Raw genomic sequence first — 12,237 nt, 5'->3', positions numbered from 1 at the left:
AGACCTTTGATGGGGCCTCCTGGGGGCCCGATCAAGGCCGGCCTCCTCTTTTCGCCCACCGCGCACAGCGGGCGCAGACGCCAGATCGAAGTCCCCATCACCGCCCCCGGAACGCCGCAAGGCGCTCCAGGTCACCGGAAGGACTCGGCACTGCAGGGCAGCGGGTCTCTTCCTTTTTTCGCCGTTGGTTCTAACGATCGTTTGAGGGAATTTATGGACTTTTTGACTTCACCCGAGTTCTGGGTGGCGCTGGGTCAGATCATCATCATCGACATCCTGCTGGGTGGCGACAACGCGGTGGTGATCGCCCTGGCCTGCCGCAAGCTGCCGCCCGCGCAGCGCACCAAAGGGATCATCTGGGGCACGGCCGGCGCCATCGTGTTGCGCGTGGTGCTGATCGCCTTCGCCATGACGCTGCTGAACCTGCCGTTCCTCAAGTTCGTCGGCGCCATCCTGCTGGTGTGGATCGGCATCAAGCTGCTGGCCCCCGACGAGGAAGGCCACGGCGACGTGGCCGGCAGCGACAAGCTCTTCGCCGCCATCAAGACCATCATCGTGGCCGACCTGGTCATGAGCGTGGACAACGTGATCGCCATCGCCGGCGCCGCACAGAACGCGGGCGAGCACTCGCTGCTGCTGGTGGTGCTGGGCCTGCTGATCTCCATCCCGATCATCGTCTGGGGCAGCCAGCTGGTCATCAAGCTCATGGAGCGCTTCCCCGTCATCATCGTGGTGGGCGGCATGCTGCTGGGCTGGATCGCGGGCGGCATGCTGGTCACCGACCCGGCCTTCGTCAACCCCGACCGCTGGACCTGGGCGCCCAAGCTGGGCACCATGGATGCGCAAGGCATGGCCGTGATCTCCGACACCCTGTACTGGACCGCGCACATCGCGGGCGCGCTGCTGGTGCTGGTCGTCGGCAAGCTGGTCGTCGCCCGCCGCGCCAAGGCCGGCGCAGCCGCCGGCCACTGAACCACAGGCCGCGCGTGCGCCCCTGCCGGGCCCCGGGAACCCCGAGGCCCGGCAGGGGTTACCACCCGGCAAGGCCCGCAGTCCAGCCACACTCGGGCCTTCAGCCGGCCATTCCAGCAGCCCGACAACCAAGGAGCCCCACCATGAACCAGAAGATCATCGTGTACGTGGACGACGCCGCACATGCGCAGCAGATCCTGCGCCCGCTGCTGGCTCGGCAGTCGCAGGATGCTCGCGGCGGCGCCATGCACTGGGTGCTGGTGGCCTGCGCGCCGCGCATGACGCACCGCATCAGCAAATGGGTGAGCCACAGCGCCCGCGAGAACTGGCGCGCCAAGTGGGCCGACAAGCTCTTCGCGCAGCTGGTGCCCGCGCTGCAGGCGGCGGGATCGGAAGTCTCGACCGTGCTGGCCAAAGGGCCACTGCCCGAACTGCTCACCCAGCTGCAGGCCGAGCACGGCACCGACGCCCAGGTGGTGGATGCCCGCCGCCCCAAACAGGAAGCCATGGTTCCTGCTGTGGCGGCCGCAGAGCCGGTGGTGGTGGTGGTGAAGAAGCCTTTGCGCAACTGGTCGCTGCCGGGCACGCTCGCCAGCCTGGCCGCGGTGCTGTTCCTGGTGGCGGAATGATCTAGCCAGCGCGCGGCTGGCAGCTGAACCGCTGATCCCGATCTGCCTCGGCGCCCTCAGGGGCCGCCCGCCGTGCAAACGGCGTGGCGGCCCTTTGTTTTGGCGACCGCGCCTTCGCAGCGTCGCCCGAGCGCGGGCCGCGCCTGCAGCCATGAGCCACACGCTGCTGCTATCCTTTCGTGCATGAAACTGCTTCTCAAATGGCTGCTGAGCGCAGTCGCCCTGCTGTGCGTGGCCTACATCTATCACGGCGTGGAGGTGCGCAGCTTCCCGTCGGCGCTGCTGGCCGCCTTCGTGATCGGGCTCTTCAACGTGGTGCTGCGGCCGGTGCTGGTGGTACTGACGCTGCCGGTCACCATCGTCACCGTGGGTCTTTTTCTCTTTGTCATCAACGCACTGATGTTCTGGGCCGCCGCCAGCGTGCTGGGCAACGGCTTCCAGGTGCACGGCTTCAGCGCGGCGCTGATCGGCTCGCTGCTCTACTCGCTGCTGGGCCTGGTGATCGAATCAGCGCTCGGCGGCCTGTTCCTTAAGAAGTGACTGCATCGCACGCAGCCGCGTGTCGATGATCGACGCCTCGACATAGTCGGACGCCGCGGCGCTCTTGCGCGACAAGTCCTGGCCCGCCCTGAAGCGGTCCATCGCCGCCTGATAGTCATAGCGCGCAGCCTGGGCCTCGGCCTCGGCGCGCACCGAACGCAGGGCATCGCCCTGCTGCTGCCATACCGCCGCCAGCAGCTGCCACACCGTGGCATCGCGCGGATAGCTCGCCACCCAGGTCTGCAGCGGCCCGATCATCTCGGCGCTCGCATTCGCCCGCAGCAGCGCCTGGGTGCGCAGGATCAGCTCCGGCCGGCCGACACCGGAAGCCCCGACCGAGGCACCAGCGCCACCCATCACACCCCCGCGCTCCGCCCGTTCCAGATCGGCCACCGACAAGGAAGCCGATGCTGCGGCAGGAGATGATCCCGTGGCCGCTCCGCCAGGGCCGCCTGCCGCACCGGCGCCAGGCGCCTGGGCCAGCCGCTGCGCCGCCATGCGCGCATCGCCAGCGGCCATGTCCACTTCAGCCGCGAGCAGGCGCGCCTGCCGTTCGGCGGCCGGGTCGCCCCGCACCACGCCATCCAGGCTCTTCAAGCCTTCGCGCGCCGCGGCCACCTCGCGCAGCTGCACGGCGCTCAACACGGCGGCATACCAGGCGGCGGCCCGCTGCGCCGCCGGCCGCGAGGCAAAGCCGGTCGTGCGCGGCTCGGCCTCCCATTGGCGCCACGCATCCACCCCGGGGCGCATCAGCACCCGGGCACGCGCGGCGACCATGGCATGTTCCAGCGTGGGCGGCGGCGCAGGCGGCGTGCCCGCCGGCACGCGTGAATGCATGTCGGCAATGCGCTGCGTGGTCAACGGGTGGCTGCGCAGATACGGCCAGCTGCCGTTGTCGTTGAGGCGGTTGGCCTTCTGGAGCTTGTCGAACATGCTCACGAAGCCCTGCGGCGCGAAGCCGGCCGGCGCCATGATGCTGTAGCCCACCCGGTCGGCCTCGCGCTCCATGTCGCGCGAGAAGTTCAGCTGGTTCTGCACCGCCAGGGCCTGGCCGCCCACCATCATCGCCTGCGCCGCCCCCGGGTTCTTGCTCGCGGCCAGGGCCCCCAGCACCATGGCGCCGAGCACCAGCGGCGTCTGCCGGCTCTGCTGCGCGATCAGGCGCGAGATGTGGCGCTGCGTGACGTGGCTGAGCTCATGCGCCAGCACCGAGGCCAGCTCGTCGCGCGTGGAGACCACCGCCACCAGCCCCAGATGCACGCCGAAGTAGCCCCCGGGCAGCGCGAAGGCATTGACGGTGCGGTCACGGCCCAGCAGCACCTCCCAGGCGAAACGTTCCTCCAGCTCGGGCGAGAGCTCGCCCCGCTCCCGCGAGGCCTTGAGCAATTGCATGAACAGGTGCTGGACGTATTCGTTCAGCACGGCATCGTCGATGTAGTCCGGGTCGCGGTAGAGCTCCCGAATGATGCGATCCCCCAGCCGGCGCTCCTCGCTGGTCGTCATGTCGGCACCGTCGCCCATGGAGGGCAGGCCGCGCTGGGACTGCGATGACGCCTGCGCCGGAGCCTGGGCCGACGCGCCCCCCGCCGTCATGGCCTGAATCGCTATCAAAAACGAAGCTGTCAACGCTTGCCTGGCCTGCGCTGCCGCCCGTTTCCGCATGGAATCCGGGGACACCGGCGCCCGGGACACGCCTGCGGCAGCGGACAAAGGACGGGCTCGGAAGAAAACAGGCATGCGCCGTATGATGCCCCGATCCGCAGTTGGTTTCGCGGCCGTGGCATCAGGACTCTGCGCTGGCCGCAACGCGCCGTCCCGCCACACGCCCGGATTCGTCGCCTCCGGCCGACCCCATCGGCTGGCGGAAAACCACGCTGACGGACAGGCCGACGCAGTACCGTCCCAACATCGGGCCCCGCGCAGGCCGAACAACCACACCACTCTTCTTCTCCTACCCAGCGACCCATTGATCAGACGGGCCGACCGAGCGATCGGCGCCCCATCCAGCCATGAGCGACAAGCACTCCGCCCCCCCGACCCCCACGCCTTCCCCCCTCACCCACTTCGACGCCCAGGGCCAGGCCCACATGGTGGACGTCGGCGCCAAGCCCGCCACCCACCGCACGGCCATCGCCAGCGGCCGCATCGAAATGCAGCCCGCCACCCTGGCCCTGATCGAATCAGGCACCGCCAAGAAAGGCGACGTACTGGGCATCGCCCGCATCGCCGGCATCATGGCCGCGAAGAAAACCAGCGATCTGATCCCGCTGTGCCACCCCTTGGCGCTCACACGGGTGGCGGTGGAATTCGCCGTGCTGAGCGAAGGCACGCCCGGCATCCAATGCACCGCCACCGTGGAAACCGTGGGGCCGACAGGGGTGGAAATGGAGGCGCTGACGGCGGTGCAGGTGGCTTTGCTGACGATCTACGATATGTGCAAGGCGGTGGATCGGGGGATGGTCATGCAGTCGATCGCCGTGGTGAGCAAGACCGGCGGTAAAAGCGCCTACTTCTCAGCTTCGGCCGCCGCCGCTGGCTGATCGGGAGCCAGGGGCCAGGGAACCTTGGCAAGCGCTGGAAACTGCATCTCCAGCATCTTCCAGCGTTGCCCTATCGTCTGGCACTGAGAGGGTGGGGCCAGCCTGCATATTTTCTCCTGCCATTGCCTGCTCTCGTCCAGGCGACCTTGTATGGCCAGGGCGGCAGACAGCTTCATCATATTGAGCGAGCTCGGCAGAATATTCACAACGGTCTTGAGCCACTCCACATCTTGCGTAGGCATAGGTGTGCGTAGCTCATACTTCTCCGCAATGAATACTTGGCGCATGTGAGAAAGCATGGGGAGATCTGGCAGTCGCGCCTGCTCTTCCGATATCCATATTCCGGAAATTCGCAGCCTCACGGACCGCCAGGAGTCCTCCATTCGGAATGCATCCAGAATGATTGCCGAGCCGACCACTGCATAGGTGACGATCAGCGGAACCAACGTCCATCGCTCAAATGACCTGTGGTTTCCTTTGGCCATACCGGCATGCAGCACCCCCAGGCAGAGCATGGCAGGAAAAAGAAAATAAGCATACTGGAATGGGTATTCCAGCATAGAGTGAATACTAAACGCCACAAATACCACGCAAAACGGCAGCACCTGGGCATTCAGCCGCTGGGAAATGCACTTCAATGAAAAAATCAGCAAAGCCCCCCCCAGAAGCAGGCCCAAGGGGAATCCGCACCAGATGATCAGATCGAGGAAGACATTATGGGACTGCGCAAACAGCATATGGTCGAGCACCGCCGGCGTCTTTTCCAGCGCGAGTTGCGCCGCGACCACCTGATTCCAGCCATACCCCAGCCAGGGATTCAGTGCAGCACCGCGAAGCAGCATCATCCATTGGGTGGGGCGAGGCTCGCCTGCCAGGCGCTTCAACGCATCCATACCATCACCCAGCCCCAGGGCCGCGTTGATGGAGGGCCACAAAAGCATCAGCACAGAGGCTGTCAGGATGCAACTGGCCAGTTTAACGATGAGCCGTCTTTGAATGCCGATGGTCTTCCGGTGCCAGACCAGCAAGAACATCAGCGCCGCCAGTTCTAGGATGCCCGTGCGAGATTGCGTAAGGACAATGCCGAAGAGCAGCCAGATGGTTGCGAGCAGGAACACAGGCTCTCGCACCTTGTTTCTGGCCAATGCCCACAATTGAGCCGCAATACCCCACACCAACAAGGTTGAGGTCTGGTTGGGCTGAGCCAGGTTGGAAATCGCCCTGATGGGGGAACCTGCCATCACCCATGTTTCCATGGACTCACCTTCGACCAGACTGAGCCATTGACAGATATTGATGCCGACAGAAGCAATCGATGCTATGCCGATGGCTAAAAAAATCGTATCACCGATCTCCGCACGCTTTCCGGCACCCCACACCGTTCCAAGCCATAAAGCAACGGCAGCTCCTGCAACGTAAGCAAATCCGATCCACACCTGTCCGGAGTATGGGAGCACGCCCAAGCGATATTGCAGCCAGGGGATCAAAGAGCACGCCAGAAAGAGCATGCAGGGCATGCTGACCGAAAACCGCCGTTCAGTCACCCAGGTAAACAGCAGCAGGCAAAAGAACCAAGTCGCCATCCATGCATCCGACTGCATGGATGTCCACGGTTCGTAATGATTAGGGAGCAGCCAGGCACACCCCAGCAACAGCCCTCCCAAAAAGATCCAAATGGGCTTCAGCGATATTTTTTGATAGGCAGGCATGCTCGGCCACAAAAACAAAAAGGGGCCGAAGCCCCTTTTGAATAAACATATGAAAATTAGCGGCACTCGCTAGGCACGTATTTGCTCTTGGCCGTATCGCTAGTCGTGCATTTCCAAACGATGTTGGTGCCAGGCACATTACCAGCAGTCAAGCCAGTTCCAGCAGGAGCATTGGGAGTCAACGAAAGCGTCACAGAGCCAGCACGGGAAGTGGTGGTGACGGTAATCACCCCGGTACCCGATGCGATACCCACAGAGGCCACGTTGGTCGTAGCGGAAGGTGCCGTCCACCCCAAAGACAAGTCGGACGCGCCATTGGCCGCATTCTCAGCCACGGTCGTCTTTGCGGCAGAGGCAGCCACCAAGCCCTCGGACACGCGCGCGCGCACCGTGTAATCCTGATAAGCCGGCAGTGCCACGGCAGCCAAGATACCAATGATCGCCACGACGATCATCAGTTCGATCAGGGTAAAACCCTTTTGCAGATTACGCTTCATAAAATACTCCAGAGAGTCGGTCAAAAAAAAGAGAAACCTGCCGAAGAGTTCTTCAGGTTCCCGGAAGTTCAGCAGGTTGCATGCCAGCCGGGCCCTCGGTCGCGCGCCCCAACATTCGGCAACACGCGCGCACGGCGGTTTACACGAAGGAGAGAATACCGCCGAAAGTGACAATCCTGTCAGACGGATTTGTCATTTCAAGGGGCCGCCAGCACGTGAGCCACGCGAGCTCAGTTGACGACGACGAACTCCATTGCCGTCCCTGCGAGTTCGATGCGGTCGCCATGCCTGAGCGGCATCCCCTCCGCGCCCAGTGCCGTGCCGTTCAGGATCGCTGTCTGCTCGCCTTCCACATGGGCCAGCTCAAACGATTCGTCATGCCGCCGGGTGATCGAGGCCACCGCCACGCCGGGCTTGCCCAGGGTGGTGACGACCTTGGTCAGGGCCACTTCGCGTCCGGCGGCGGGGCCGGTCAGCACGCGGATGGCAGCAGAGGTGGGTGCGGCCACGGCGGGCGGCGGGGTGGCGGTCAGGGGCATGGCACCGGCCAGGGGGGCCGGGCGCGTGGACTGATTGCGGGGCGGGGCCATGCCGGGCTTGAACACCAGGGTGTGTTCGTAGGCATCGGCCTGACCCTCGTCCTGCATGAAGCGGATCTTGTACTTGCCCATTTCGATGACGTCGCCGCTGCGCAGCACCTGCCGCTGAATGGGCGCGCCGTTGACGTAGGTGCCGTTGGTGCTCTGCAGGTCTTCGATTTCCACCGGGCCGCCCGGCGCGGGCATGTGCAGCACGGCGTGTTCGCCGCTGATGGCCAGGTTGTCGATCACCACGTCGTTGTAGGGGCGGCGGCCGAGGGTGGTGCGCTCCTTGGCGAGTTCGACCTCGTTCATCACGACGCCGTCGATGGCGATGATCATCTTGGGCATGGAGAGCTCCTCTTCAGGGCCGGCTCGTTGCGGCAGTCAGTGGCAGTCATTGAGTGTGTGGGAACGGGGAGGCGGTTGAACTTGTAGTAAGCCCGCCTTGAATTGCGCCGGATCCGTAGGGAGCGCTCTAGCGTGCCTGCATCCGCATCCCGTGTAGTTTCGTCTGTCTTCGATGCGAAAGCGCCGCCTCTACCCGCCCGGCGGGGGACTCAGGAGCCGCGACATCAGGTTCCGCAAGCGACCATTCTGCCCCCCCGCGCCCCCGGTAGCCGGCGGCCCTTGCACCGCCACCAGCACCACGCTGATATTGTCGCGGCCGCCCATCAGGTTGGCGAGTTCCACCAAGCGGGTCGCCATGTCCGGCAGCGCCAGCGGCATGGCCATCAAACCGGCCAGGGCACGGTCGTCCGCCATGTCCGTGAGGCCATCCGAGCACAGCAGAAACAGGTCGCCCGCCTGCACGGGAAATTCGTTGACCTCAATCTGCACGACGGCATCCACGCCGAGCGCCCTGGTGACGAGGTTGCGATAGCCCGACACCGCAGCCTGCTCGGGCGTGAGCAGGCCGGCGTCGATCTGCTCCTGCAGCCAGGAATGATCCCGGGTGAGCTGATGCAGCACACCGTCGCGCCAGCGATAGCAGCGCGAGTCCCCCACATGGCCGAGGATGAGCCGTTCGTTCAGGAAGACACCGACCACCAGGGTCGTGCCCATGCCCGAATACTCCGGGTGCGAGAGCGAGGCGCTGAGGATGGCGTAGTTGGCATTGGCAACGCTGCGCTCCAGCGCACGGCCCACGCTATCGCCGGGCTCCCGATCCCGGCCCAGCCAGCCAGCCATGTCGGCGGCGATGGATTGAACTGCCATGCCACTCGCGACTTCACCGGCGTTGTAGCCGCCCATGCCATCGGCCAGCACGGCGATACGGGTGTTCTCCATCACCAGCACGGCATCTTCGTTGTTGTCGCGCACGCGGCCGCAGTCTGACAGCGCGCAGAACTCATAGGTCAGCGGGGCAGCCAGGGTGGACTTCATGGGAAGGGGTGGTGCAGGGGCAGCGCCGGCGCGGCGAGCCCTTGCAGGCTTGACCGTGAGGCCTGCCGGCCAAGGCCGTGTGGGGCGTGCCGGGCTGGTCGCGCCGCAGTAAGGGTGAGGGTCGCCGCCATATGATGCTCTGGAGTCTCCTGCGCATCATAGACGAGGGCACAGGGCCGGCGAGACGGCCAGAAGCAGATCCACATCGCTCGTCCGGCGCTGTGCAGAAGACGCAATCACAGGCAAAGCAACGCCTTCCAAGGCATCGCTGCGATCAGGGCCTTCGCCCCCGCTACGTCCTTCAGGCGGCCGCAGCGCTGCTTCGCTGAGCGCGTGCCTGCATCCACTTGCCGGCACCTACGACCAGCAAGGCGCCGAGTGCAGCCGCCACGTAGTGCAGCCAGGGGTGCGCGATCACGTAGCCGTGCAGCGCCACGTCGCTCACAATGGTCTCGCCGCCCACCCAGCCGATCAAGCCGGCGCCCAGCAGGACGATGACGGGGAAGCGTTCCATCAACTTGATCATCAGCGTGCTGCCGAAGATCACCAGCGGAATGCTGATGGCCAAGCCCAGGATGAGCAGCACCATGTTGCCGTGGGCGGCAGCCGCGACGGCGATCACATTGTCCAGGCTCATCACCAAGTCGGCGATGAGGATGGTGCGCACGGCAGCCATCAAGCCGCCGCTGGCCTTGGATTCGCCTTCGTCTTCGTCGCCATCGGTGAGCAGCTGGAAGCCGATCCAGAGCAGCAGGCAGCCACCGATGATCTGCAGGAAGGACAACTCCAGCAGCTTGGCCGCGACCACCGTGAGCGCGATGCGCAGGAACACGGCAGCGCCCGAACCCCAGGCGATGGCCTTCTTCTGCTGATGGGGCGGCAGCGAGCGGGCCGCCAGCGCGATCACAACGGCGTTGTCACCCGAGAGGATGATGTTGATCCAGACGATCTTGACCAGGCCGATCCAGAAGTCGGCGGATTGCAGGAATTCCATGGCGTGTGCTCCGGTGTTATGAATGCAAGAAGCGCCCGAAACTCACGTTTCGGGCGCTTCCGTTCTTTTTGGAGCGCCAAGTTTATCGGCGGCCAGGCACCGGAGCGTGCGTAGTTTTGCTTACCGCCGCGCCGGGAGCCCGATCACTTCAGCTGGGCCTTGAGCAGCTTGCCCAGTTCGGACGGGTTGCGCGTCACGACGAAGCCGCACTCTTCCATGATGGCGAGCTTGGCATCGGCCGTGTCGGCGCCGCCGGAGATCAGCGCGCCGGCGTGGCCCATGCGCTTGCCGGGAGGGGCGGTCACGCCAGCGATGAAGCCGACGATCGGCTTCTTCATGTTGGCCTTGCACCATTGGGCGGCTTCAGCTTCATCCGGACCACCGATTTCACCGATCATGATGACGGCGTCGGTGTCGGGATCGTCGTTGAAGGCCTTCATGACGTCGATGTGCTTGAGGCCGTTGATGGGGTCGCCACCGATGCCCACGGCGCTCGACTGGCCCAGCCCGACTTCGGTCAGCATGGCCACGGCTTCATACGTCAGCGTGCCGGAGCGCGAGACCACGCCGATGCGGCCCTTGCGGTGGATGTGGCCGGGCATGATGCCGATCTTGATCTCGTCGGGCGTGATCAGGCCGGGGCAGTTGGGGCCCAGCAGCAGCGTCTTCTTGCCGCCGGCGGCTTCCTTGGCCTTCATCTTGTTGCGCACTTCGAGCATGTCGCGAACCGGAATGCCTTCGGTGATGCAGATGGCCATGTCCAGGTCGGCTTCCACGGCTTCCCAGATGGCGGCAGCGGCGCCTGCGGGCGGCACGTAGATCACCGACACGGTGGCGCCGGTCTGCGATGCGGCTTCCTTGACGGATGCGTAGATCGGGATGTTGAAGATCGACTCGCCGGCTTTCTTGGGGTTCACGCCCGCGACGAAGCAGTTCTTGCCGTTCGCGTATTCCTGGCACTTTTCGGTGTGGAACTGGCCCGTCTTGCCCGTGATGCCTTGGGTGATGACCTTGGTGTCTTTGTTGATGTAGATCGACATGAGTGTTCTCCGGGCTTACTTGACGGCAGCAACGATCTTCGTCGCAGCTTCGGCCATGGTGTCTGCAGCGATGATCGGCAGGCCGGATTCGGCCAGCATCTTCTTGCCCAGCTCTTCGTTGGTGCCCTTCATGCGCACGACCAGCGGCACGTTCAGGTTCACGGCCTTGCAGGCGGTGATGACGCCCGTGGCGATGGTGTCGCACTTCATGATGCCGCCGAAGATGTTGACCAGGATGCCCTCGACCTTGGGGTTCTTGAGCATGATCTTGAAGGCTTCGGTGACCTTCTCGGGGGTGGCGCCGCCGCCCACGTCCAGGAAGTTGGCCGGCTCGCCGCCGAACAGCTTGATGGTGTCCATGGTGGCCATGGCCAGGCCGGCACCGTTCACCAGGCAGCCGATGTTGCCGTCCAGGCTGATGTAGGCCAGGTCGAACTTGGAGGCTTCCACCTCGGCCGGATCTTCTTCGTCCAGGTCGCGGTAGGCCACGATCTCGGGATGGCGGAACAGGGCGTTGGCGTCGAAGTTGAACTTCGCGTCCAGGGCCATCAGGTCACCCTTGGAGTCGCAGTTCAGCGGGTTGATTTCCACCAGCGACGCGTCGGTTTCCATGTAGCACTTGTAGATCTTCGCGAAGATGTCCAGCGCCTGGTCCACGGACTTGCCGGTGAGGCCGATGGCTTCGGCAACCTTCTTGCCCTGCTCGGGCGTGATGCCGGTGAGCGGGTCGATCATCTCGGTGACGATCTTCTCGGGCGTGGAGTGGGCCACTTCCTCGATGTCCATGCCGCCTTCGCTCGAAGCGATCAGGGCGACCTTCTGCGTGGCGCGGTCGGTGACCAGCGAGACGTAGAGTTCGTTCTTGATATCGGCGCCGTCTTCGATGTAGAGGCGGCGGACCTTCTGGCCTTCGGGGCCGGTCTGGTGGGTCTTGAGCTGCATGCCCAGGATCTCGCCAGCGAGCTTCTTGACGTCGTCGATGCTCTTGGCCACCTTCACGCCGCCGCCCTTGCCACGGCCACCGGCGTGGATCTGGGCCTTGACCACCCACACGGGGCCGCCGAGCTTCTGGGCGGCTTCCACGGCTTCCTGCACCGTGAAAGCAGGAATGCCGCGCGGAACGGGCACACCAAAATTGCGCAAGATTTCCTTGCCTTGGTATTCGTGAATCTTCATGAGGTCTCTCTCAGGAAAGGATGGTGTTTACCCGTTTGCCATGATGTTGGAATGTCTCTGGCCGCGGGCTTGGGACATGGCAACCAGCGACTGTATCATGCTGCGGCGCACCATCCATGTGGATATAACTTACAGCCCCACCGGCGGAACAGGCCCCGTTCGCCGGCCTCAGCAGG

General features: G+C 64.5%; 12 protein-coding genes. 4 read left to right on the top strand and 8 right to left on the bottom strand.

Annotation, left to right across the window (positions count from 1 at the left end):
* The first annotated feature begins 213 nt into the window (after positions 1–213).
* The 3 genes from AC3A84_RS03315 to AC3A84_RS03305 all read left to right on the top strand — a co-directional run bounded on the left by AC3A84_RS03315 (position 214) and on the right by AC3A84_RS03305 (position 2,141).
* Entirely contained in the window at positions 214–972 is a 759-nt protein-coding gene (locus AC3A84_RS03315; RefSeq protein ID WP_487968320.1) for a TerC family protein, read from the top strand.
* Between the two features lie 143 nt (positions 973–1,115).
* Complete coding sequence (locus AC3A84_RS03310) at positions 1,116–1,601, top strand: hypothetical protein (RefSeq protein ID WP_487968319.1); 486 nt, start codon at positions 1,116–1,118, stop codon at positions 1,599–1,601.
* A 183-nt stretch (positions 1,602–1,784) separates the two neighbouring features.
* Positions 1,785–2,141, top strand: coding sequence for a phage holin family protein (locus tag AC3A84_RS03305; protein WP_487968318.1), 357 nt, complete (start codon positions 1,785–1,787; stop codon positions 2,139–2,141).
* Here the strand turns inward: AC3A84_RS03305 and AC3A84_RS03300 are convergent.
* A complete protein-coding gene (locus AC3A84_RS03300) occupies positions 2,109–3,803 on the bottom strand; it encodes a M48 family metalloprotease (protein WP_487968317.1) in 1,695 nt (564 codons plus the stop codon). The genes AC3A84_RS03305 and AC3A84_RS03300 overlap by 33 nt on opposite strands.
* Before the next feature lie 347 nt (positions 3,804–4,150).
* On the opposite strand from AC3A84_RS03300, the gene moaC reads away from it, so the two are divergent.
* On the top strand, positions 4,151–4,681 hold the full coding sequence (gene moaC, locus AC3A84_RS03295; RefSeq protein WP_487968316.1) for a cyclic pyranopterin monophosphate synthase MoaC: 531 nt from the start codon (positions 4,151–4,153) through the stop codon (positions 4,679–4,681).
* Here moaC and AC3A84_RS03290 read toward each other — a convergent pair.
* From AC3A84_RS03290 to sucC, 7 genes are all read right to left on the bottom strand, one after another.
* Entirely contained in the window at positions 4,648–6,390 is a 1,743-nt protein-coding gene (locus tag AC3A84_RS03290) for a PglL family O-oligosaccharyltransferase (protein ID WP_487968315.1), read from the bottom strand. The two genes, moaC and AC3A84_RS03290, sit on opposite strands and share 34 nt — an antisense overlap.
* 56 nt (positions 6,391–6,446) lie before the next feature.
* Positions 6,447–6,887 (bottom strand): pilin, encoded by a 441-nt coding sequence (locus tag AC3A84_RS03285; RefSeq protein ID WP_487968314.1) that lies wholly within the window; start codon positions 6,885–6,887, stop codon positions 6,447–6,449.
* 230 nt (positions 6,888–7,117) lie between these two features.
* Positions 7,118–7,816, bottom strand: a complete 699-nt coding sequence (locus AC3A84_RS03280) for an FHA domain-containing protein (RefSeq protein ID WP_487968313.1) — start codon at positions 7,814–7,816, stop codon at positions 7,118–7,120.
* 189 nt (positions 7,817–8,005) lie between these two features.
* Positions 8,006–8,851, bottom strand: coding sequence for a Stp1/IreP family PP2C-type Ser/Thr phosphatase (locus AC3A84_RS03275; protein ID WP_487968312.1), 846 nt, complete (start codon positions 8,849–8,851; stop codon positions 8,006–8,008).
* Positions 8,852–9,152: 301 nt separating this feature from the next.
* Positions 9,153–9,845 carry a TerC family protein gene (locus AC3A84_RS03270; RefSeq protein ID WP_487968311.1) on the bottom strand — a complete coding sequence of 231 codons (693 nt, stop codon included), beginning with the start codon at positions 9,843–9,845 and terminating at the stop codon, positions 9,153–9,155.
* A 143-nt stretch (positions 9,846–9,988) separates the two neighbouring features.
* Positions 9,989–10,885 carry a succinate--CoA ligase subunit alpha gene (gene sucD / locus AC3A84_RS03265; RefSeq protein WP_092940266.1) on the bottom strand — a complete coding sequence of 299 codons (897 nt, stop codon included), beginning with the start codon at positions 10,883–10,885 and terminating at the stop codon, positions 9,989–9,991.
* 15 nt (positions 10,886–10,900) lie between these two features.
* Positions 10,901–12,061, bottom strand: a complete 1,161-nt coding sequence (gene sucC, locus AC3A84_RS03260) for an ADP-forming succinate--CoA ligase subunit beta (RefSeq protein ID WP_092940265.1) — start codon at positions 12,059–12,061, stop codon at positions 10,901–10,903.
* Positions 12,062–12,237: the final 176 nt, after the last annotated feature.

It is taken from the genome of Paracidovorax sp. (assembly GCF_057642795.1).
The sequence above is the reverse complement of the archived record's forward strand: the minus strand, read 5'-3'. Positions and strand labels throughout refer to the sequence as shown.

Bases quoted from the DNA above. Each gene is read 5' to 3' on its own strand.
- sucD (WP_092940266.1), bottom strand. From the start codon at position 10,885: ATGTCGATCTACATCAACAAAGACACCAAGGTCATCACCCAAGGCATC.
- AC3A84_RS03290 (WP_487968315.1), bottom strand. From the start codon at position 6,390: ATGCCTGCCTATCAAAAAATATCGCTGAAGCCCATTTGGATCTTTTTG.
- AC3A84_RS03285 (WP_487968314.1), bottom strand. From the start codon at position 6,887: ATGAAGCGTAATCTGCAAAAGGGTTTTACCCTGATCGAACTGATGATC.
- AC3A84_RS03280 (WP_487968313.1), bottom strand. From the start codon at position 7,816: ATGCCCAAGATGATCATCGCCATCGACGGCGTCGTGATGAACGAGGTC.
- moaC (WP_487968316.1), top strand. From the start codon at position 4,151: ATGAGCGACAAGCACTCCGCCCCCCCGACCCCCACGCCTTCCCCCCTC.
- AC3A84_RS03315 (WP_487968320.1), top strand. From the start codon at position 214: ATGGACTTTTTGACTTCACCCGAGTTCTGGGTGGCGCTGGGTCAGATC.
- sucC (WP_092940265.1), bottom strand. From the start codon at position 12,061: ATGAAGATTCACGAATACCAAGGCAAGGAAATCTTGCGCAATTTTGGT.
- AC3A84_RS03300 (WP_487968317.1), bottom strand. From the start codon at position 3,803: ATGCGGAAACGGGCGGCAGCGCAGGCCAGGCAAGCGTTGACAGCTTCG.
- AC3A84_RS03305 (WP_487968318.1), top strand. From the start codon at position 1,785: ATGAAACTGCTTCTCAAATGGCTGCTGAGCGCAGTCGCCCTGCTGTGC.
- AC3A84_RS03310 (WP_487968319.1), top strand. From the start codon at position 1,116: ATGAACCAGAAGATCATCGTGTACGTGGACGACGCCGCACATGCGCAG.
- AC3A84_RS03275 (WP_487968312.1), bottom strand. From the start codon at position 8,851: ATGAAGTCCACCCTGGCTGCCCCGCTGACCTATGAGTTCTGCGCGCTG.
- AC3A84_RS03270 (WP_487968311.1), bottom strand. From the start codon at position 9,845: ATGGAATTCCTGCAATCCGCCGACTTCTGGATCGGCCTGGTCAAGATC.